Source organism: Pseudomonas azerbaijanoccidentalis (assembly GCF_019145495.1).
In the GTDB taxonomy this organism is placed as follows: domain Bacteria; phylum Pseudomonadota; class Gammaproteobacteria; order Pseudomonadales; family Pseudomonadaceae; genus Aquipseudomonas; species Aquipseudomonas azerbaijanoccidentalis.
In genome coordinates this window covers 111,656-130,154 of the sequence record NZ_JAHSTU010000008.1, presented here as the reverse complement: position 1 = coordinate 130,154, position 18,499 = coordinate 111,656, and the positions used below count along the sequence as shown (strand labels likewise).

Genomic DNA, 18,499 nt, shown 5'->3' with positions numbered 1-18,499 from the left:
CCGACTGTGAACACGTTGAAAGTTGGCGTCTGCCTGAGCGCGGCCCTGTTGTTGTGTGGCTGCAACCCGCTGATGAGCGCTTCGTTGAACAACCTCAAATCGGCGGTGATCGGACCGGATGAGGTGGACGTGACTCCAGCCCAAGTGGCCGAGGTCAACTATCCGCAGATCAAACTGACCACGCCGACCGGCTCCGGGGTGTTGGCGCTGGTGCGCGAGCGTGAAGACCTGCAGTTCTGGGTCGCTTCCGGCAAACAAGTGCTGTTGCTGCGCGATGGCCTTGCCGTGCGCAGCATCGGCCTGGGCCTGGAGGGTGACCTGGACGGCACGCGTCTATCGGATACCTCACCGTTCAAGCAAGGCCTTCATCAAGTCGCCGATGGCTACACCTCCCGGCGCTGGATCGATCTCTACAAGGGCCAGGAAGTGGGGGTGATCGTTAACAGTCGCTTCTCCCGAAAATCCATGGACACCTTGACCATTCTCAACAAGGAATACAGCGTGCTGCGTGTCGATGAGCAGATTGATGCCCCGGCCATCGGCCTGCGGGCGACCAATCGTTATTGGGTCGATCCCGTCGACGGTTTCATTGTGCAGAGCGAGCAACAGCTGACGTCGCAGTTGCGCGTCAGGATCGTGCAATTGACCCCCAACCGCAGGCATGTCCCGTGAAGCGCTTGGGAACGCTATCGGCGTGTTTACTGTTGATCACCAGCTTCAGTCAGGCCGCTGTCACTGTCAGCGGTGACGTCGCCAACCCCGGGCCGGTCGAGTTGCCGGCTGGCGGGCGCTTGCTCGATGTCATCAACGTGGCCGTGCCCAATGCCGAAGGGTATTGGCTGGCGGGTGTCCTGTTGCGTCAGTCGTTGCTGGAAAAGCAGGCGCGACTCAAGGCGGGCGTGTTGTTTGATCTGGACGTTTTGCAGCGCATGGCTTCGCTCTTCGACAAACCAAGCCGTGCAGCGCTGGCACTGCGTTTGTCTGAGCAAGTACGGCAGATGCCCGTTACCGGGCGTCAGATCGCCAATCTCGATCCGGTCGCGGTGGAAGTCGGCTTCGCGCGCAACATTCGTCTCGACGATGGCGACCGCCTGATTTACCCGAAACGTGTCGATGAAGTCGAAGTGCTCGGTGCTGTCGCTGAAACCTGCCACTTGCCATATCAGCCGTTACTGGAGGCTCGCGAGTATCTGCAAGGTTGCACACCGCTGGCCGATGCCGAGGCCGATTACCTGTGGCTGATTCAGCCTGACGGTGGGGTCCGGCGAGTCGGTATTGCGCACTGGAATCGCGAGAGCGGGCACTTTCCCGTTGCCGGCAGCAAGATTCTGGTACCGGTGAAAAATGATGATCTTGATCCGCCTGTCCCTGAGCTGAATCAGCAGTTGGCCGAATTTATTGCCACGCAACTGGCTGAGGTGGTTCGTTGAATTTACGTTTTGCAGCCGTATTGTTATTGCCGTGTGGCCTGGCCCATGCAGAGCCACGCATTACTCAAAATGATTTCGGTGGCGCGGGTCTGTGGCAAACCCCGACGGCGCGGATGGCGCCGGCCGGTGAGATAAGCGTGAATGCCAACCGCACCGATCCTTACAGCCGTTATAGCGTGTCGCTTCAGCCGTTTGAATGGCTGGAAGGCTCGTTTCGCTATACCGCCATTACCAACCGACCTTACGGCCCTGACTCGCTGAGTGGCAGCCAGAGCTATAAGGACAAGGCGGTCGACCTCAAGGCCCGTTTGTGGGAAGAGAGCCATTGGGCGCCCGAAGTAGCGCTGGGCTTTCGAGACATTGGCGGTACGGGTTTGTTCTCCAGTGAATTTGTGGTCGCCAACAAGCGCTACGACAATTTCGATTTCAGCGCCGGTATTGCCTGGGGCTACATCGGCAATCGCGGCGACTTCGATAACCCGCTGGGTGCGCTCGGTGATCGCTTCAAGACCCGACCTGAGAGTGAAGGTACCGGTGACGTCAACGCCGGGTCGTACTTTCGCGGCAAGCCTTCGTTGTTCGGTGGCGTGAGCTACCAGACGCCATGGGATCGGCTCAGCCTGAAACTGGAATACGAAGGTAACGATTACAAGCACGAACCGAAGGACAACGAGATCAAACAGGACTCGCCGATCAACCTCGGCGCGGTGTTCAAGCTGACCGACTCGATCGACGTCAGCGCGGCGTGGGAGCGCGGCAACACCGCGATGTTCGGCGTCACCTTCCACACCAACTTCGTCAGCCGCAAAGCACCGGCAAAAAACTTCGACCCACCGGCCGAACCGCTGCCGGCGAAGTCGCCAAGCACGAATATGGAGGAGGTCAACTGGCCCGATGTGTCCCGTCGCCTGCAACAAAATGCCGGCTATAAAGTCGAGCGCATCAGTCAGCGCGGATCCGAGTTGTTTGTCTATGGCGAACAGCAGCGGTATTTCCATTCGGCTAAAGCGGTGGGCCGTGCGAGCCGGATTCTGGACAACAGCGTCAGCGACGATATCGACTGGTTCACCGTGGTCAACAAGCGCTACGACCTGCCGCTGGAAGAGACCAGTGTGCCGCGGCAAACCTTCCGTGAAGTGATCAACAACGAGGAGCCATTGCAATCGTTGCACCGCACCACCGAGATCAATCCGGCGATGCCGCACAACGAAAAAACTCTCTACACCGAAGCGCCACAGCCTTTCAGTTACGGCGTGGGGCTGGGCTTCAAGCAGAACGTCGGCGGCCCGGATGGCTTGCTCTATCAATTCAGTGCCGACGCGGACGCCGAATACCGCTTCAACCGCAACACCTGGTGGAACGGTTTGCTCAGCGCCAACCTGGCGAACAACTTTGACAAATTCACCTATGACGCACCCAGCGGTTTGCCCCGTGTGCGAACGGATTTGCGTCAATACCTGACGACCTCCGAAGTGACCATGCCGCTGTTCCAGGTCAGCCACGCCGAGCAGTTGGACAAAGACCTGTACGGCATGGTTTACGGTGGCTATCTGGAGTCGATGTTCGCCGGGGTTGGGGGCGAGGTGCTATTCCGTCCGACTGGCCAGCGCTGGTCGTTGGGGGCGGACCTGAACTACGTCCGTCAGCGTGAATTCGACCAGGGTTTTGGCCTGCGTGATTATTCGGTCGTCACCGGCCACATCACCGGCTACACCGACTTGCCGTTCGATACGCTCGCGGCGGTCAGCGTCGGGCGTTACCTGGCTGGGGACTGGGGCGGCACGCTGGATATCTCGCGGGAGTTTTCCAACGGTGTGCGGTTTGGCGCCTGGGCAACGATCACCACCGCCAGCGGCAACGAGTATGGCGAAGGTAGTTTCGACAAAGGCATCTACCTGTCCATCCCGTTCGACGAGTTGATGAGCATGTCGACCATGCGCCGCGCCAACCTCGTCTGGTCGCCATTGACCCGAGACGGCGGCGCACGCCTGAATCGCAGCTTCCAGCTGCATTCGATGACCGACAGCCGCGACGACGACATGTTCTATCGCAACTTCGAGAAGATCACCGAATAACGACCGACTCGTACCTTGGGAGCAAGTTTGCTCGCGCTAGCGTCAGTACATCCAGCCTCAATGCCGGCTGACCTGACGCCATCGCCTGCAGGCTGGCTCCCACCCCTGATCAGCATCGAACCCAATACCAAACCCAACCCAAATCCCTTATGGGGTCCAGCAGGCTGGCTCCCACCCTGATCAGCATCGAACCCAATACCAAACCCAACCCAATCCCTTGTGGGAGCCAGCCTGCTGGCGATGGCGTCAGCCCAGTCAATACACCTGTGTCTGGCACTCCGTCGTCCCCAAATCGCGCCCACAAAAAAGGGGACTTGCGTCCCCTTGCGGTGTTGCGTCGTGCAACGCTAAACCCTCAGTAGATGTCCTTCGACAGCAACGTGAACGGTGTCTTCACCAAGATCTTCAGGTCCAGCCACAGTGACCAGTTGTTGATGTACTTCAGATCGATCTCTACACGCTTCTGCATCTTGTCGATGGTGTCAGTCTCGCCGCGGCAGCCGTTGATCTGCGCCAGGCCGGTGATGCCCGGTTTGATTCGGTGACGTGCCATGTAGGCGAGGATTTTCCCGGAGTAGTAGTGGTTGTGCGCGATGGCGTGAGGTCGCGGGCCGACCAGTGCCATGTGCCCTTGCAGCACGTTGAACAATTGCGGCAGTTCATCGAGCGAAGTGCGGCGGATAAAGCGACCGACTGCGGTGATGCGAGAGTCATTGCGGCTGGCCTGTTTCACCTCCTTATCATCGTGCACACGCATCGAGCGGAACTTCCAGACCTGAATCACCTTGCCGTTCCAGCCATGGCGGTCTTGCTTGAAGAACACCGGGCCAGGCGAATTGAGCTTCACGGCCAACGCAATGACCAGCAACACCGGGCTCAGCAGGATAATGGCCAGCAGCGCCACGCTTTTTTCCACCAGGCTTTTGCTCAGTGCCGCGGTCGGGCGGCTGGTCAGCGGACTTTCGTTCAAGTAGATCGCCGGCAGGCCGTCCACGACTTTCACCGAGTGATTGAGCAGCGTCAGACTGTTCAAGTCCGGCACCCACACCACGTCAACGTTGGCACCGAGCAAATCGACGTACATGGCTTCGATTTTTGCCGCTTCCGACAAGGGCAGGGTGATGTACAGACGACGGATGTCATGGGTTTTGATCAGATCGAGCAGGTCTTCCTGAGCACCGACGATGCGCGGCGCACCTGGCTCAAGCGAGGGCACGCTGCCGTTACTGACCAGGCCCACCAGTGGCAGGTTTTCCAGATGACTCAGCTTATTTGCCAAACCCAGGGCCAGTTCGCCAGTGCCGACGATCAGGGTTTTATGCTCGCTTTTACGAGAGCGCTGATAGAACTTGGAGAACGCGTGCAGCGGCGCGTACAGGAGTGCCTGACCGAGGAAACCGTACACCGCCCAGCCAAGAATCACTTCCCGGGAAAACAACGCATCGGCCTTGCAGATAAATGCGATGCAAGCCAGCGCAGCCATGGTCATGGACCAGCCCATGAACAAGCGTCCCAGACCCGTCAGATAGTTGTCTCTTTTTCGATAAACACCACTGAAGGTGTAAGCCGGAACCGAGGCCAGCACCGCCAGCGTTGCGCACATTCGATAGTAGAACTCGACCGAGCCCGTTTGCCGTTCAGCGAGTATGAACAGCAATGAAACAACAAAGCCCTGTGCCAATGCCCATTGGCCCCAAAAGGTCAGTCCCTTGAGGCCGGTGTTTCGATTGATACGAAGAGAAAGATCCATACGAATATCCCCAAAAGACGTCCATTCAGGTTTCGACAGTTGAAATCCGAGTTGTTAATAGACTTATTGTTGTTATTAGAGCGAGTGTCCTGAGGTAACAACGCCGATATGCGGAACTGTCGTCAGTCAATAGACTAAGTTATTGCCGGGGATGCTGTCTGACGAGTTCTAACAAGATGGCAAAGTGCCAACTTATAAAAAATACAAGCAGTTGAGTTGTTAGAAATGGTCGATCAGCAGGGGGTGAATATTTGATGTTGTATTGGGTATTGTAGGAGGGGAGGGGCAGGAGGGTTCTAGCGAAGGGAGGATACAAACAAAGTGCTTTTTTATTGTTGTTGTCGCACTGTTGATGTTTGCATTGTTTACCGGAGACAGGCGTTCAGCACACCACTTCCTGGATCAGGCAGTAGCCACGGTTTCTTACCGCACGAAACAAGCGTTCACCATTGCTGGCACTTTTGAATTTGTCTTGCAGGCGACTGAGGCACATCTCCAGACCGCGGTATTGTTCCGGTTCCCTGCCGATACTGAGGATCAGCTCATCTCGACTGACGACGCGTTCTTCATGGTTCAGCATTTTCCTGACGAGTGCAGTTTCCAGTCCGGTCAGGTTTATCTCGATACCTTCTTTAACCAGAGCGCCTTGATGATCGTCGAGTTGCCAGACTTCGCTGCAAGGAGCGTCACCTTCGATTGTTCGGGCGCTGTTACTGGCATCCGCAATCATGGCGGGTTTGCTGTGAAATGGACTTTCTGATTGCGCGGCCAGCCATTCGGATTCGAGGGTGGCCAGTATTCGCTGCGTATCATGTTCGATACTTTGCGCAACTTTTTTCCTTGTCACGCTTGGGTAAGTGAACTCCATCAGCACGGGGGGCGACGAGGGCGAGGCAACTCCTTCAACAAACATTTGTGCCTGGGAGGTCCCAAATGAGTTGAAACGCTCACTGGACAGAATGGTCTCTAGTTCACGTTGCGACGTTGTGCTGTGGGTGACGACAACGAAGTATTTCCTTGGGAGGGTTGTACTAATTTCCATGTCTCTCTCCTGAAGTACGCACCAAATTTGGCAAAAAAATGATCGGCAGGGGAGTAGAGACTCCCTCGGAAGTAATCGAAAAGGCAGGGTCTGGGCCCAAATTGGCCCTCGATAGGTTCCACACGATCTGCTATAGACTATCTTTTTATTGTTATGGTTCAGTGTTGCCACGGTCATGGAATCGATAAATTGCCAGCAAGTATAAAATACAAATCAAACGATGAAACCGATATCTTTGTATAGTTGAAAAAACATTCCGTTAGATGATGCCAAAGCGCCTGTAAGGCGCTGAGTCAGACGGTCGAAATCAACCCTCTCATCAGGCGGTATCCATACCCCCGGATGCTCTGGATCGCGTTAGTACCGTACATGTCTTTGATTTTACCGCGCAAGCGGCTGATTGATTTTTCCAGCGCCCGAGGGTCGTAGAAATTGGTGTTAAGCCCCATGATACCGGCGATTTCATCATGGCTTAGTATGTGATTACTGGTTTGCGCAAAGGCCTCCAGAATCTTCATTTCGGCAAATGAAATGTCCAGTTTTTTACTGGTGCCCAATAAGCAGATACGAGTCGGGTCCAATATCAGATTGATATCTCTTTGCCATTCTTCACTGCTGAAAAAGTCGGCCAGCAACTCAGAGCTTTCGTCGGAGAGGGTATTGAACTTGATACAAAAGTCGGCTCCGGCAAGATAGTACTTCATCTTGTTGAACGCGCCGCGGCCGGTAATGACCGCACATATGATGGGCTTTAGATGGACATTGCGCAGGTTTTCCACCACCGCGAGGCTTTCCTCGAGCGCCTGTGGGCTATCGATGATGATGAAGATGGCCCGATAGGAGCCTTGGTACTCATTCTTCTTATATGAATGAGTGTACGAGCTGGCATCAAGTGCTATATCGGCCCGCACGTGCCTTGCGACTAGGGCTCTAAAATGTTCAGCCACGCCACGCGTCCGACCCAGGGTGAGTACACCCGGTTCGTCGTTTGTCTGGCGCTGGCTTCTAGTCGCTAAGTTCCCTGTAAGCATCATGCATTGACTCGAATAGGTGCTGACATCGGGATGTTAAAGCACCGGTTCTCGTCTGTGACTGACAATTGGTAACATTCACGCGGATTTTAGACGTGGCTCCCGAGTTTTCTAACAATAATTAAGCTTTTCAAGCTTTTAGTTGATTTTCTCAGCGCAGTGAACTAGTGAAAATAACTGCGTTAGATGGTGGCAATATGGAATTGTGCCACTATTTTGGGGCTCTGACGATGGTTATTTAATGTCTTTTTGCCACTGTTTGTACGCTGGTTTGTGATTTAAGGAATTTAGTCCTTTTGCGTAGAAATATAAATAGTGTGCGGTGGGTCACGTTTCATTGGGCGCGAAAGCGCTCGGGACTCGCTGTCCAAATCCTATCTCGATTAGTTATCCAGTCGGACGATTATTAACATGGCTTGAGTGTGATGTTTGATAAGACCTATTCTCCGTCGCTGGGTCGGGTAAAGGCTGTCAATTTGCCAGTTGCGTTTGGTCCAGTTGCTCAATACCTGAATAGTAGTTAACGGAGCGCTCTACCAGGGTGGTCTGACGGAGGATTAATGGATTTCTTGACCCTTATAAAGGTGTTGATCTTAGGTGCGGTAGAAGGTCTTACAGAGTTTTTGCCCATCTCCAGTACGGGGCATCAGATTATTGTTGCAGATTTATTAGAGTTTGGCGGTGAACGCGCCATGGCGTTCAACATAATTATCCAGCTGGGCGCCATTCTTGCCGTCGTATGGGAGTTTCGTCCCAGAATTATCGACATCGTCAAAGGACTGCCCACCCAACGCAATGCACAGCGCTTCACCCTCAACCTGCTGATCGGTTTTCTGCCGGCTGTGGTTCTGGGGGTGTTGTTTGCCGACAAGATTCACGAGTACCTCTTCAACCCGATCACCGTGGCCATTGCATTGGTTGTCGGTGGCATTGTCATGTTGTGGGCAGAACAGCGCGACCATGTGGTGCACATTGAGCATGTGGACGATATGCGCTGGACGGATGCGCTAAAGGTGGGATTCGCACAGTGCCTGGCGATGGTGCCGGGTACTTCCCGTTCCGGGTCGACCATCATCGGTGGCTTGCTGTTTGGCCTGTCGCGCAAGGCCGCCACCGAGTACTCGTTCTTTCTGGCAATGCCAACCATGGTCGGCGCGGCGGTGTACTCAGGCTACAAGTACCGCGACTTGTTCCAGAACAGCGATCTGCCGGTTTTCGCCCTGGGCTTTGTGACTGCTTTCTTTTTCGCGATGATCGCTGTGCGCGGGCTGCTCAAGTTCATTGCGAACCACAGTTATGCCGCATTCGCGTGGTACCGGATCGCCTTCGGACTGCTGATCCTGGCGACCTGGCTATTCGGTTGGGTGAACTGGACGGCGGCCGCCGCTGCGGGCTGACAGTGACGCCAGGCGGTGGAAACCGCCTGGCTGGATGACTTTCCGAATAGTTAACGCCCTTCAAGCAACTCAGCGGCTTGATCCAGCAACGCCAACGGGTCTTTGGCCTTGTGAATATCCACCGACAACAACTGGCGAAACTTGCGCGCGCCCGGAAACCCGGTGCCCAAGCCCAGCACGTGCCGGGTGATGTGGTGCATGGCGCCGCCCGCCGCAATATGCGCGGCAATGTACGGCCGCAACTGCGCCAGCGCTTGGGCCCGCGTGATCACCGGCGCGGTGCTGCCGAACAGTTGCTGATCCACCTCAGCCATCACATACGGGTTGTGATAAGCCTCGCGGCCCAGCATCACACCGTCGAAAGTCTGCAGATGTTCATGGCAGGCTTCCATCGTCTTGATCCCGCCGTTGAGGATAATCTCCAGCTCTGGAAAATCCGCTTTCAATTGCGCCGCAACGTCATAGCGCAACGGCGGAATGTCACGGTTCTCCTTCGGCGACAACCCCTCCAGAATCGCAATCCGCGCATGCACGGTAAAACTGGTGCAGCCGGCATCCCGCACCGTGCCGACGAAGTCGCACAACGCTTCGTAACTGTCGCGCCCATTGATGCCGATACGATGCTTGACCGTCACCGGAATCGACACCGCATCGCGCATCGCCTTCACACAATCGGCTACCAACTGCGGATGCCCCATCAGGCACGCGCCGATCATATTGTTCTGCACCCGATCACTCGGGCAGCCGACATTCAGGTTCACCTCGTCGTACCCATGCTCCTGCGCCATTCGCGCACACGCCGCCAAATCCAGCGGAACACTGCCCCCCAACTGCAACGCGAGCGGGTGCTCGGCTTCGTTATGCCGCAGAAAACGCTCGTGATCACCATTGAGCAAGGCACCCGTGGTCACCATCTCGGTGTAGAGCAGGGCATTTTTCGACAGCAGGCGTAGGAAGAAGCGGCAGTGGCGGTCAGTCCAATCCATCATCGGCGCAACCGAAAACCGGCGGGACAGCGGGGCGGGTGTAGCGTTGTTTACGGACATGGGGGATCTGGAATCGGTGAGGCTGGGAGGTGGGGGAGTTTATCAGGAATGGGCTTGTGGGTGCGGACGTGTCCCAAGGCGCTGTTTTCAACACTTCCTGAACCGGCGCTGTCGCAGAGTCAGGTTTCATCCTGCATGACCGAACTCCGGCATAGGATCAATCCCAACCCCTCTCCAAACTGCATCCAACTCCACAGGAATACGCAAAATGATCGCAAACCTCATCAAAGTCTCGCTGATCGCGGGTGCTGTGCTGTTGAGCGCTTGTTCCGGTGTGAGTACCGATCACCGTTATGTGGATGACTCGCAGTTGTCCAACGGCTTTGGCCCGGGGCCAACCCGTAGTGCCAGCCAGTTGAATTTCCATGGCAGTGCGCTGGGCAATAGTTTTGGTGAGTACAGTTCGGGGTTGCTGCATGACGATTGATCGGTGCAGGACGGCGCGATGATTGCGCCGTTCTGCATTCGGGGTGAAGGTCAGAGCATCCTCAAGCCTTCAAAAGGGTTCCAGCCTTGTGAGCCTTTGACCTGTTTCAGGTAGTAGGCGTAGTTGGCGCTCAGGCCGTACATCAGGGCGAAGACGACATTCAGGCCGGTGTTTACGGCTTTGGGTCCTTCGTCGTAACCCAGCAGAGTGAATACCAGTGTCAGAATAAAAGAGGTGGCGATGATGATCGCGATGATTGCCAGGTTCTTTTTCCACAGTCCAAGTACGAATAGGTAGATGGGTCCGAAGAAAAACGCGATGAAGTTGAGGTTGATCAGAATGCGTTTGCGCGCTGGCAATTGTTTGAACGCGGCTTTGAACTCCGGTGTTTTTGGGGAGCCGTGTTGATCAAAGAAAGCGAAACGTTCTTGCCATTTCGGGCTGACGTTGTAGGTTTGCAATTCATCCGTGCTGCTCATGATCTGTCCTTTTTTGAGGGTTTTGCTCGGTCGAGGCATCGACCGAATGATTGTTCGGTGCGCTTGTCAACGCGTCTTGCGTGCGGCCGGACTGCTACCGGCGCGAGCGCAGTTTCCTGCATGTAACAGGATTTAACAAGCCATGACAAAGTGCCTCGACAGGCTGTACGTCACGGCTTGCAGGTATTAAACGGGCAGGCAGTCGGTTACTTGCTCTCAGGCAACGCCAACCATTGGCCGAGCACTTTCTGGTAATTACCCGTCACCTTGGCCAAGTGCAGCCACTGGTCCACATAGGCTTTCCAGGTGCTGTCATCGCGGGGCAGCAGGTAGGCTTTCTCGCCATATTGCATGTACTGCGTCGGGTTCACCGCGCACAGTCCCGGTTTCAACTTTTGCTGATAGAGCGCTTCAGACGCGTCGGTGATCATCACGTCGGCGTTGTTGTCCAGCAGCTCCTGAAAGATGGTCACGTTGTCGTGCAACTTCAGTTGCGCCTTGGGCAGGAAGGCGTGAACAAAGGCTTCGTTGGTGCCGCCCGCGGGTTCGACCAGGCGGACCGAAGGCTGGTTGATTTGCTCGAGGGTCTGGTACTTCGCCTGGTTTTCACAGCGTACCAGCGGGATCTTGCCGTCGACGTCGAGGGTGGTGCTGAAGAAGGCTTTTTTCTGCCGGTCGAGGGTCACCGAGATGCCGCCCATGCCGATGTCGCATTTGCCGGCCAGCATGTCGGGCATCAGGGTTTTCCAGGTGGTTTGCACCCATTCGACCTTAACGCCAAGGCTGTCGGCGAGGGAGCGGGCCATGGCAATGTCGATGCCGGAGTATTCGCCGTCCTCGGCTTTGTAGGTGTAGGGCTTGTAGTCGCCGGTGGTGCACACCCGCAGTTGGCCTTGTTGAATGACGCTGTCGAGATGGGACGGGGTTTGCTGTGCGTGGACGCCAAACGACAGGGCGAGCAGGCCACCGAGCATCAATGTGCTTTTGCTGTTTTTCATTGTTATAGGGCTTTTGTGATTGAGTGGCTTGGAGCAGGGAGTGTAGTGAAAACTCCGCTCGACTCAAAAACGGGTGATGGTTACGACTCGCCCATTTGTGGGCTCAGCGTTCCTAGCCACGCCACCAACCCGACAATCAACACCGCGGCAAACAACTCCACCCTGACGCTGCGGCGAAATGTATTCGCCGCCACGCTGTACTGCCCGTCTCGCAATGATTGCTGCAGCAGCGGCCCCAAGTGGAAACGGTTCAGTGCGGCCAGTGCGAGCATGCCGGCGAACAGCGCGACTTTGATCAACAGCAAAATCCCGTAGGTACTTGGAAGCACGTCGTCGAGGTTTGGTCCGGCAATAAAGAGGTAGTTCACCACGCCGGTGACGACGATGATCGCCACGATCAGTGCGCCCACGAATTCAAATCGCATGACCGCACGGGCCAGCAGGCGGACGTGGTTTTCCGATTGCAGGTTTCTGCTTTGCGACATCAAGGTGAACGCGATCAAGGCTCCCAGCCAGGCGCCTGCGGCCAGCAGGTGCAGGATATCCGCGGCGAAATGCCAGATGCCTTCATCCATGGCGCCATGCCCGCTCCAGGCCAGGGAGGCGAGGGCAATGCCGCCAGCGGTGGCCGCCACCCATAAGGCAAGTTCAGGTGCGCGAGTGCTGAACAGCATCACCAAGGCTGCGATGAACAAGGCAATGAGCCGAGTCATCCAGGCCATCCCCATGTCCGTTTCACGCAGCATCATTGTCAGGTGCGGGCGCAGTTCGCCAAGGTTCGATTCGCCACTCATGGCACTGACCATCAGCACCATGCCAACGACGGACAGCATCACCCCGCTAATGGCCGAACCGATCAGCAAGGCTCTTAAGGGCAGGACGGCGTCCGAAATCCGTTCCTGCTTTTTAAGGCCGTACAACCCGAACAGCGCGATGCCAAACAGCAGCATCAAATCCACGTACAACAAAAAGCGCAGAACGATGTTGGCCGAGTCGCTCATCAATCACTTCACTTTGAATGAAACGTTGCCGGTGATTGGGTGGGTGTCCGAAGACACGGCGCGCCACTCGACTTTATAGGTGCCGGCGGGCAGCGGCGACAGTGGGGTAATGAGCATGGTTTTCGGGTCGCTGCCGCCGCTGACTTTGGCTTTCATGGGCATGGGCGAATGCGCCATGCCAGGCATTTCGGTCATGACCAGTTTTGCCCCGGAGAACTGCGTGACCAGGTTCTCGGAGAAGTGCAGTTCGATGGTGCCCGGCGCCGCACCTTGCGCACCTTCGGCGGGGCTGGAGGAGAGCAATTTCGGATGGGCTTGAACGAGGGTGCTGAGCAGCAATCCGGCAGACAGCAAGACAGTTGAAACGCTGGTTTTGATGATGTGCATGCAAGGCCTCTTGCCGCTCAATGCGGCTGTTTTTTTAGTGTAGGTATCGGGGTTCAGAACCACAGGCGTACGCCGAGAACCAGCCGCGCCTCGCTGCGGACCTCGCCTTCAGCCATGGCGTAATCGGCGGTTTTGCCGTAAGTGCGGTTCCAGGTGACGCCCAGGTAGGGCGCAAACTCCCGGCGGATTTCGTAGCGCAGGCGCAGGCCGGCTTCGCTGTTCGACAGGCCTGAACCGATCCCTCGTTGCGGGTCGTTCTTGCCGTAGACGTTGAGCTCTGCGGTCGGTTGCAGGATCAATCGGTTGGTCAGCAGGATGTCGTAGTCGCCCTCCAGCCGCATGGCGCTTTGGCCGCCTTCGCCGATGAACGCCGTGGCCTCGGCTTCGAAGTTGTATAACGCCATGCCTTGCACGCCGAGCGCGGCCCAGGTTTGCGCAACGCCGGGTTTGAAGTCCTGACGAATGCCGCTGACCACGTCCCACCATGGGCTGATTGCGTGGCCCCACAGCGCCTGGATTTCGGCGTCTTCAGTCTTGCCGTTGCTGCGTTCGCCTTCGGAGCGCAGCCATAGGCGATCGATGTCCCCGCCGATCCAGCCGGACAGGTCCCATGCCAGGGCGCTGCCGTCGTCGGCGTCCTGCCATTCGAGTTTGTCGGCGAGGAAGTATGAGTTGAGTGCGCTGTCATGCACGCGGTGCCCGGCCGGGTCGACGTACACAGCGGCGCGGTCTGCATCGGTCAACGGTGCGATGGGTGTACGACTTTCGGTCGGGGCCGCGGGCTGCATCTGGCCGTCGTCCATGCTCTGCATTTGGCCGTGATCCATGCCGCTCATCTGGCTGTGATCCATGCCCTGCATGTCGTCAGTGGCGGCCAGAGCGTGAGAAAACGGCAGGCCGGTAATCAAGGCCATGGCAACGGAGGTAAGTCTGATCATGATGGGCGCCTCATTCTTCCACGCGAACTTCACGGAACATGCCCATTTCCATGTGGTACAGGAGATGGCAGTGATAGGCCCAGAGTCCGAGCGCATCGGCGGTCACCCGATAGCTGCGGTGTGTGCCCGGCGGCATGTCGATGGTGTGTTTGCGCACCATGAAGTCGCCGTTCTCGTCTTCCAGGTCGCTCCACATGCCGTGCAGGTGGATGGGGTGGGTCATCATGGTGTCGTTGACCAGCACCACACGAACGCGCTCGCCATACTTGAGGCGCAGGGGCTCGGCGTCGGAGAACTTCACGCCATTGAACGACCAAGCGAATTTCTCCATGTGTCCGGTCAGATGCAACTCGATCGTGCGCCCGGGATCGCGGCCGTCCGGGTCGTCGAAGGTGCTGCGCAGATCGGCGTAGGTCAGCACGCGGCGGCCGTTGTTGCGCAGTCCGAGGCCGGGGTCGTCGAGTTTTGGGGTGGTGGACATGGCTTGCATGTCCACCAGCGGGTTGTCGGTTTCCGAGGCGGGATGCGACTGCATCCCGGGCATGGCCATGTTGCTGTGGTCCATGCCGGCCATGTCGCCGTGATCCATTGCACCCATGCCCATGTCGTCCATGCTCACCAACGGGCGTGGGTCCAGCGGTGGCACCGGTGCAGACAGGCCCGTCTTCAGCGCCAGGGTGCCGCGGGCATAACCCGTGCGGTCCATCGATTGGGCGAAGAGGGTGTAGGCGCTCGCAGTCGGCTCGACAATCACGTCGAACGTTTCCGCCACGGCGATGCGCAGCTCGTCGACGCTCACCGGTTTGACGTGCAGGCCGTCGGCCGCGACCACGGTCATTTTCAGGCCTGGAATGCGCACGTCGAAGTAGCTCATGGCCGAGCCGTTGATGAAGCGCAGCCGCAGTTTTTCGCCGGGACGGAACACTCCGGTCCAGTTCGCGTCCGGTGGCTGGCCGTTCATCAAGTAGGTGTAAGTGGCGCCGCTGACGTCGGCAAGGTCGGTGGGGTTCATCTTCATTTCGGCCCACATCTTGCGATCGGCAACGGTCGCGCGCCAACCGTTGTTGCTGACGTCGTCGATGAAATCGCCAACCGTGCGCTTGTGGTAGTTGTAGTAATCGGACTGCTTTTTCAGCGTCTTCATCAGGCTGGCCGGGTCTTCGTCGGTCCAGTCGGTAAGCATCACCACGTAATCGCGGTCGTACTGGAAAGGCTCAGGCTCCCGGGCGTCGATCACCAACGGCCCGTAGACACCGGACTGTTCCTGCAAACCCGAATGGCTGTGATACCAGTAGGTGCCGTTTTGCCGGACCTGGAATTGGTAGACATACACTCCGCCCGGTTCGATGCCTTTGAAACTCAGCCCGGGCACGCCGTCCATGTTGGCCGGCAGCAGAATGCCGTGCCAGTGAATGGAGGTGCTGTCCTTGAGTTTGTTTTTCACCCGCAAGGTGACCGTATCGCCTTCGCGCCAGCGCAGAAGCGGGCCGGGAAGACTGCCATTGATGGTCAGGGCGGTGCGTGCAGTGCCGCTGAAGTTGACCGGGGTTTCGCCGATGAACAGCTCGAAATCGCTGCCGGTGAGCACGTGCGGTTCGCCGGGGCTAGTGACTGCCCAGACAGGTGGCCGCCATAACCCGAGGCCGCCCAGCAGCCCGCCAGCGGCCAGGCCTTTGACGAAGGTGCGTCGTGAAGTGTTGGAGTGCATGCCGATGATCCCGTCCGTCAGCCTGGTGAACTTGTTGACGAGGCTAACGGGCGGTTGCTTTCAGCAGGCTGAGGCGGGGATTACAGTTTTGACAGGTAGGCGTTGTTTACTGGCGCTTGGTAGGCTTGTCGGACGAGGCGACGGTGCCACCGCTGCAGTTAATGTAGGAAGATGACTTCAGCCAGCGTTGATCCGGGTAGTAGGAAAACAGCAATTGGCCGTCCTTCATCGAGTCGATCAGGCGATGGGCGATCGCCGGCCTGACTGCGGGGCAACCAAGACTTCTGCCGATCCGGCCATTGGCCCTTGCCAGAACGGGACTGACGTACGGCGCGCCATGGATGACGATTGCGCGGTCGTAGGCGTTATCGTTGAAGCCCGGTTCAAGGCCTTCCATGCGCAATGAATAGCCGTTTTGGCCGCGATAGCTTTGCTGGGTGCGGAACAGGCCCAGGCTGGTGGCGAAGCTTTCATTCTGGTTGGAGAACTGCGTGGCCATGTTTTCGCCGCTGTTGCGGCCATGGGCGACGAGTTCGTGGAACAGCAATTTGCGCTTTTTCAGATCGAACACCCACAGGCGTTGTTCGGTCGAAGGCAACGAGTAATCGATCACTGCTAGTCTCTGTGCCGGGGCTGCGCCCTGGACGCGGGTGCACTGGGTGGCACGGACCGCCAGGGCAATGACCTTGGCATTGGCGTTTGGAGCAGCTTTGGCCAGCGCGACTTCAAGCGAATCGGCGTAGGCTGTGGATAGGGAAGCCGACGTCAACAGCAGAGCTGTGTATAGAAAGCCAAAGCGGTGTAGCGCCATAAAAATGTCTCATCAGGAATATTTCGAGTCTAGCAGCGAGTTGGACGCTAGCCCTTTGATTGCGGGAGATTAAGGATTATCCATGGGTCAATTAACAAGGTTATTCGTCATAAGCCGTGCTTTTTTTATGGTCTTTCTGATCAGCGGCACTGCGTTGGCAGAAACTTCGCCGATCATGCCGGTAACTCCGCCAACCAGTCCATTGGCCGCCGCGCCGGACGATGTCGTCGGTCAGGCCATTCAATCAGTGCTGGAACCCCTGCAATCTTCGTTCCCGCCGTTGCTCACCTCGCGCAAGCATCAGCGCGTGGACGTCGGACGGGTGGTCATGGATTTTTATTCCCATCGTAACTTTCGCGCCGCCTGGACAGACGGTCGTGATGTCACCCAATTACTCAAAAGCCTGAACGAAACGGAAATCGATGGCTTGGTCCCGGCGGATTTCCGCGTGGCGGAATTGGCGCAGGCACAACTGGCGATGCAGGCAACCGCGCCGACACCTGCGCAATCGGCGGCGTTCGATCTGGCGGCAACCCGCACCTACATCACCGCGCTATTGCAGTTGCGGCGTGGCAAAGTCGATCCGGCACGGTTGGACTTTCACTGGAATTTCGACCCGGTCGGCGTTGATCCTCGTGAGGACGTGAACAGTTTCTTTACCGCCCTGGATGATCACGATGTGGCTCGCGCATTTGCCCAGGCACCACCGCAGGAGGCGGTTTATCGCAACATGCGTGTGGCGTTGGCGCAGTTGCGCCAGGTCAGGGATACCGGTGGCTGGCCAAAAGTGACGGAGGGGCAGTCGCTCAAACCCGGCATGGACGGGGTGGCGGTGACGCAATTGCGTGCTCGTCTGGTGGCGGGGGGCTACCTGGAACCGCACAACGGCAAACGCACGGACTACGACGACAAAGTCATCGCGGCGGTGAAGAAGTATCAGGCTGAGCAGTATCTGGGCGCGGATGGTGTGGCCGGGGCGGCGACGCTCGCGGCGTTGAATGTGCCAGTAGAAGCGCGGATCGATCAAGTCCGGGTGAACATGGAGCGGGCGCGGTGGTTGCTGTACAAACTGCAGGGGACTTTTGTCGTCGTTGATATCGCCGGCTACAAGGTCGCACTGTACCGCGACGGCCAGCCGATCTGGCGCTCCCGGGTACAAGTCGGCAAACCGTTTCGCAGCACACCGGTGTTCCAGTCCGAAATTACCTATGTCACGTTCAACCCTACATGGACGGTGCCGCCGACGATCCTGGTCAAGGACATGTTGCCCAAGATTCAGCAGAATCCGGGTTACCTGGCCGCCAACCGAATCAGAGCCCTCGACCGCCAAGGCAATGTGCTCGATCCCGCCGGCATCGACTGGTACAACGCGCGTGGCATCACATTGCGCCAGGACGCCGGCCCCGAAAATTCCCTGGGCCAGGTGGTGATTCGCTTCCCCAACGATTACGCCATTTACCTGCACGACACGCCGCATCGCGAGTTGTTTGCCAAGTCGATGCGCGCCACCAGTTCGGGCTGTATTCGGGTGGAAAATCCATTGCAACTGGTGGAGCTGCTGTTCAACGATCCGGTGCGCTGGAACAGCGAAGGCATTCAAAAGCAATTGGCCAACGGCAAGACCGAAAACATCAAACTCCCGGTCAAGGTGCCGGTGTTGTTGGCGTACTGGACGGTAGATATGAGCCACGACGGACGGGTGACGTTCAAACCCGATGTTTATGGCTATGATTCTCCGGTGTTGCGCCGGTTGAACATGCCGACGGAGTTGCCTGCAGTGGACTTGCAGCCGGCAGGAGCGCCATTGGTCGTGACGGGGCAAAACAACTAACGACCCGGAAAAAGTGGGTTTGCATTGGTTGAATCAACGCTGGTTTTTCCGTTAGACAATTGGCCGACCGCTCTATGTCGGCCTTTGCGCTCCGTCGCAATTTTGCGAACTGGCAGCGCATGGCGGTTGGCGCATGTGTTGAAAACTA

17 protein-coding genes are annotated in these 18,499 nt (G+C 57.3%); 6 read left to right on the top strand and 11 right to left on the bottom strand.

Annotation, left to right across the window (positions count from 1 at the left end):
- Positions 1 to 6: 6 nt before the first annotated feature.
- The 3 genes from KVG88_RS23570 to KVG88_RS23560 are packed head-to-tail and all read left to right on the top strand — an operon-like array spanning position 7 to position 3,505.
- Positions 7 to 672 (top strand): YjbF family lipoprotein, encoded by a 666-nt coding sequence (locus tag KVG88_RS23570; protein WP_150701141.1) that lies wholly within the window; start codon positions 7 to 9, stop codon positions 670 to 672.
- Complete coding sequence (locus KVG88_RS23565) at positions 669 to 1,430, top strand: capsule biosynthesis GfcC family protein (RefSeq protein ID WP_217872894.1); 762 nt, start codon at positions 669 to 671, stop codon at positions 1,428 to 1,430. Before KVG88_RS23570 ends, KVG88_RS23565 begins: the two co-directional genes overlap by 4 nt.
- On the top strand, positions 1,427 to 3,505 hold the full coding sequence (locus KVG88_RS23560; RefSeq protein ID WP_217872893.1) for a YjbH domain-containing protein: 2,079 nt from the start codon (positions 1,427 to 1,429) through the stop codon (positions 3,503 to 3,505). Before KVG88_RS23565 ends, KVG88_RS23560 begins: the two co-directional genes overlap by 4 nt.
- A 355-nt stretch (positions 3,506 to 3,860) precedes the next feature.
- Here the strand turns inward: KVG88_RS23560 and KVG88_RS23555 are convergent, their stop codons facing one another.
- From KVG88_RS23555 to KVG88_RS23545, 3 genes are all read right to left on the bottom strand, one after another.
- Positions 3,861 to 5,255 carry an undecaprenyl-phosphate glucose phosphotransferase gene (locus KVG88_RS23555; protein ID WP_217872892.1) on the bottom strand — a complete coding sequence of 465 codons (1,395 nt, stop codon included), beginning with the start codon at positions 5,253 to 5,255 and terminating at the stop codon, positions 3,861 to 3,863.
- Between the two features lie 382 nt (positions 5,256 to 5,637).
- Entirely contained in the window at positions 5,638 to 6,297 is a 660-nt protein-coding gene (locus KVG88_RS23550) for a winged helix-turn-helix domain-containing protein (protein ID WP_217872891.1), read from the bottom strand.
- 293 nt (positions 6,298 to 6,590) lie between these two features.
- Positions 6,591 to 7,331: a winged helix-turn-helix domain-containing protein gene (locus tag KVG88_RS23545; RefSeq protein ID WP_217872890.1), complete on the bottom strand. Its 741-nt coding sequence runs from the start codon at positions 7,329 to 7,331 to the stop codon at positions 6,591 to 6,593.
- Between the two features lie 557 nt (positions 7,332 to 7,888).
- On the opposite strand from KVG88_RS23545, the gene KVG88_RS23540 reads away from it, so the two are divergent.
- The gene (locus KVG88_RS23540; protein ID WP_217872889.1) at positions 7,889 to 8,725 is read left to right on the top strand and encodes an undecaprenyl-diphosphate phosphatase; all 837 of its coding nucleotides are present in this window, start codon (positions 7,889 to 7,891) and stop codon (positions 8,723 to 8,725) included.
- Between the two features lie 50 nt (positions 8,726 to 8,775).
- Here KVG88_RS23540 and dusA read toward each other — a convergent pair whose 3' ends face one another.
- Complete coding sequence (gene dusA / locus KVG88_RS23535) at positions 8,776 to 9,771, bottom strand: tRNA dihydrouridine(20/20a) synthase DusA (protein ID WP_217872888.1); 996 nt, start codon at positions 9,769 to 9,771, stop codon at positions 8,776 to 8,778.
- Between the two features lie 208 nt (positions 9,772 to 9,979).
- On the opposite strand from dusA, the gene KVG88_RS23530 reads away from it, so the two are divergent.
- A complete protein-coding gene (locus KVG88_RS23530) occupies positions 9,980 to 10,198 on the top strand; it encodes a hypothetical protein (RefSeq protein ID WP_150701149.1) in 219 nt (72 codons plus the stop codon).
- A gap of 50 nt (positions 10,199 to 10,248) precedes the next feature.
- Here the strand turns inward: KVG88_RS23530 and KVG88_RS23525 are convergent, their stop codons facing one another.
- The 7 genes from KVG88_RS23525 to KVG88_RS23495 all read right to left on the bottom strand — a co-directional run bounded on the left by KVG88_RS23525 (position 10,249) and on the right by KVG88_RS23495 (position 16,520).
- Positions 10,249 to 10,677, bottom strand: coding sequence for a DUF2628 domain-containing protein (locus KVG88_RS23525; protein ID WP_150701150.1), 429 nt, complete (start codon positions 10,675 to 10,677; stop codon positions 10,249 to 10,251).
- Between the two features lie 206 nt (positions 10,678 to 10,883).
- The gene (locus tag KVG88_RS23520) at positions 10,884 to 11,675 is read right to left on the bottom strand and encodes a transporter substrate-binding domain-containing protein (protein WP_217872887.1); all 792 of its coding nucleotides are present in this window, start codon (positions 11,673 to 11,675) and stop codon (positions 10,884 to 10,886) included.
- An 80-nt stretch (positions 11,676 to 11,755) separates the two neighbouring features.
- Positions 11,756 to 12,676, bottom strand: a complete 921-nt coding sequence (gene copD, locus KVG88_RS23515) for a copper homeostasis membrane protein CopD (protein WP_217872886.1) — start codon at positions 12,674 to 12,676, stop codon at positions 11,756 to 11,758.
- A gap of 3 nt (positions 12,677 to 12,679) precedes the next feature.
- The gene (gene copC, locus KVG88_RS23510; RefSeq protein WP_150701153.1) at positions 12,680 to 13,063 is read right to left on the bottom strand and encodes a copper homeostasis periplasmic binding protein CopC; all 384 of its coding nucleotides are present in this window, start codon (positions 13,061 to 13,063) and stop codon (positions 12,680 to 12,682) included.
- 53 nt (positions 13,064 to 13,116) lie between these two features.
- Positions 13,117 to 14,001 carry a copper resistance protein B gene (locus tag KVG88_RS23505; RefSeq protein ID WP_217872885.1) on the bottom strand — a complete coding sequence of 295 codons (885 nt, stop codon included), beginning with the start codon at positions 13,999 to 14,001 and terminating at the stop codon, positions 13,117 to 13,119.
- 10 nt (positions 14,002 to 14,011) lie between these two features.
- On the bottom strand, positions 14,012 to 15,709 hold the full coding sequence (locus KVG88_RS23500; protein ID WP_217872884.1) for a copper resistance system multicopper oxidase: 1,698 nt from the start codon (positions 15,707 to 15,709) through the stop codon (positions 14,012 to 14,014).
- 106 nt (positions 15,710 to 15,815) lie between these two features.
- Positions 15,816 to 16,520, bottom strand: a complete 705-nt coding sequence (locus KVG88_RS23495) for a murein L,D-transpeptidase catalytic domain family protein (RefSeq protein ID WP_150701156.1) — start codon at positions 16,518 to 16,520, stop codon at positions 15,816 to 15,818.
- Positions 16,521 to 16,602: 82 nt separating this feature from the next.
- On the opposite strand from KVG88_RS23495, the gene KVG88_RS23490 reads away from it, so the two are divergent.
- The gene (locus tag KVG88_RS23490; RefSeq protein WP_217872883.1) at positions 16,603 to 18,351 is read left to right on the top strand and encodes a L,D-transpeptidase family protein; all 1,749 of its coding nucleotides are present in this window, start codon (positions 16,603 to 16,605) and stop codon (positions 18,349 to 18,351) included.
- Positions 18,352 to 18,499 lie beyond the last annotated feature (148 nt).

Excerpts from the sequence above, each read along its gene's own strand:
- KVG88_RS23525 (WP_150701150.1), bottom strand. The coding sequence starts at position 10,677 with ATGAGCAGCACGGATGAATTGCAAACCTACAACGTCAGCCCGAAATGG.
- KVG88_RS23545 (WP_217872890.1), bottom strand. The coding sequence starts at position 7,331 with ATGATGCTTACAGGGAACTTAGCGACTAGAAGCCAGCGCCAGACAAAC.
- KVG88_RS23520 (WP_217872887.1), bottom strand. The coding sequence starts at position 11,675 with ATGAAAAACAGCAAAAGCACATTGATGCTCGGTGGCCTGCTCGCCCTG.
- copD (WP_217872886.1), bottom strand. The coding sequence starts at position 12,676 with ATGAGCGACTCGGCCAACATCGTTCTGCGCTTTTTGTTGTACGTGGAT.
- KVG88_RS23530 (WP_150701149.1), top strand. The coding sequence starts at position 9,980 with ATGATCGCAAACCTCATCAAAGTCTCGCTGATCGCGGGTGCTGTGCTG.
- KVG88_RS23495 (WP_150701156.1), bottom strand. The coding sequence starts at position 16,520 with ATGGCGCTACACCGCTTTGGCTTTCTATACACAGCTCTGCTGTTGACG.
- KVG88_RS23505 (WP_217872885.1), bottom strand. The coding sequence starts at position 14,001 with ATGATCAGACTTACCTCCGTTGCCATGGCCTTGATTACCGGCCTGCCG.
- dusA (WP_217872888.1), bottom strand. The coding sequence starts at position 9,771 with ATGTCCGTAAACAACGCTACACCCGCCCCGCTGTCCCGCCGGTTTTCG.
- KVG88_RS23555 (WP_217872892.1), bottom strand. The coding sequence starts at position 5,255 with ATGGATCTTTCTCTTCGTATCAATCGAAACACCGGCCTCAAGGGACTG.
- KVG88_RS23540 (WP_217872889.1), top strand. The coding sequence starts at position 7,889 with ATGGATTTCTTGACCCTTATAAAGGTGTTGATCTTAGGTGCGGTAGAA.
- KVG88_RS23490 (WP_217872883.1), top strand. The coding sequence starts at position 16,603 with ATGGGTCAATTAACAAGGTTATTCGTCATAAGCCGTGCTTTTTTTATG.
- KVG88_RS23550 (WP_217872891.1), bottom strand. The coding sequence starts at position 6,297 with ATGGAAATTAGTACAACCCTCCCAAGGAAATACTTCGTTGTCGTCACC.
- KVG88_RS23500 (WP_217872884.1), bottom strand. The coding sequence starts at position 15,709 with ATGCACTCCAACACTTCACGACGCACCTTCGTCAAAGGCCTGGCCGCT.
- copC (WP_150701153.1), bottom strand. The coding sequence starts at position 13,063 with ATGCACATCATCAAAACCAGCGTTTCAACTGTCTTGCTGTCTGCCGGA.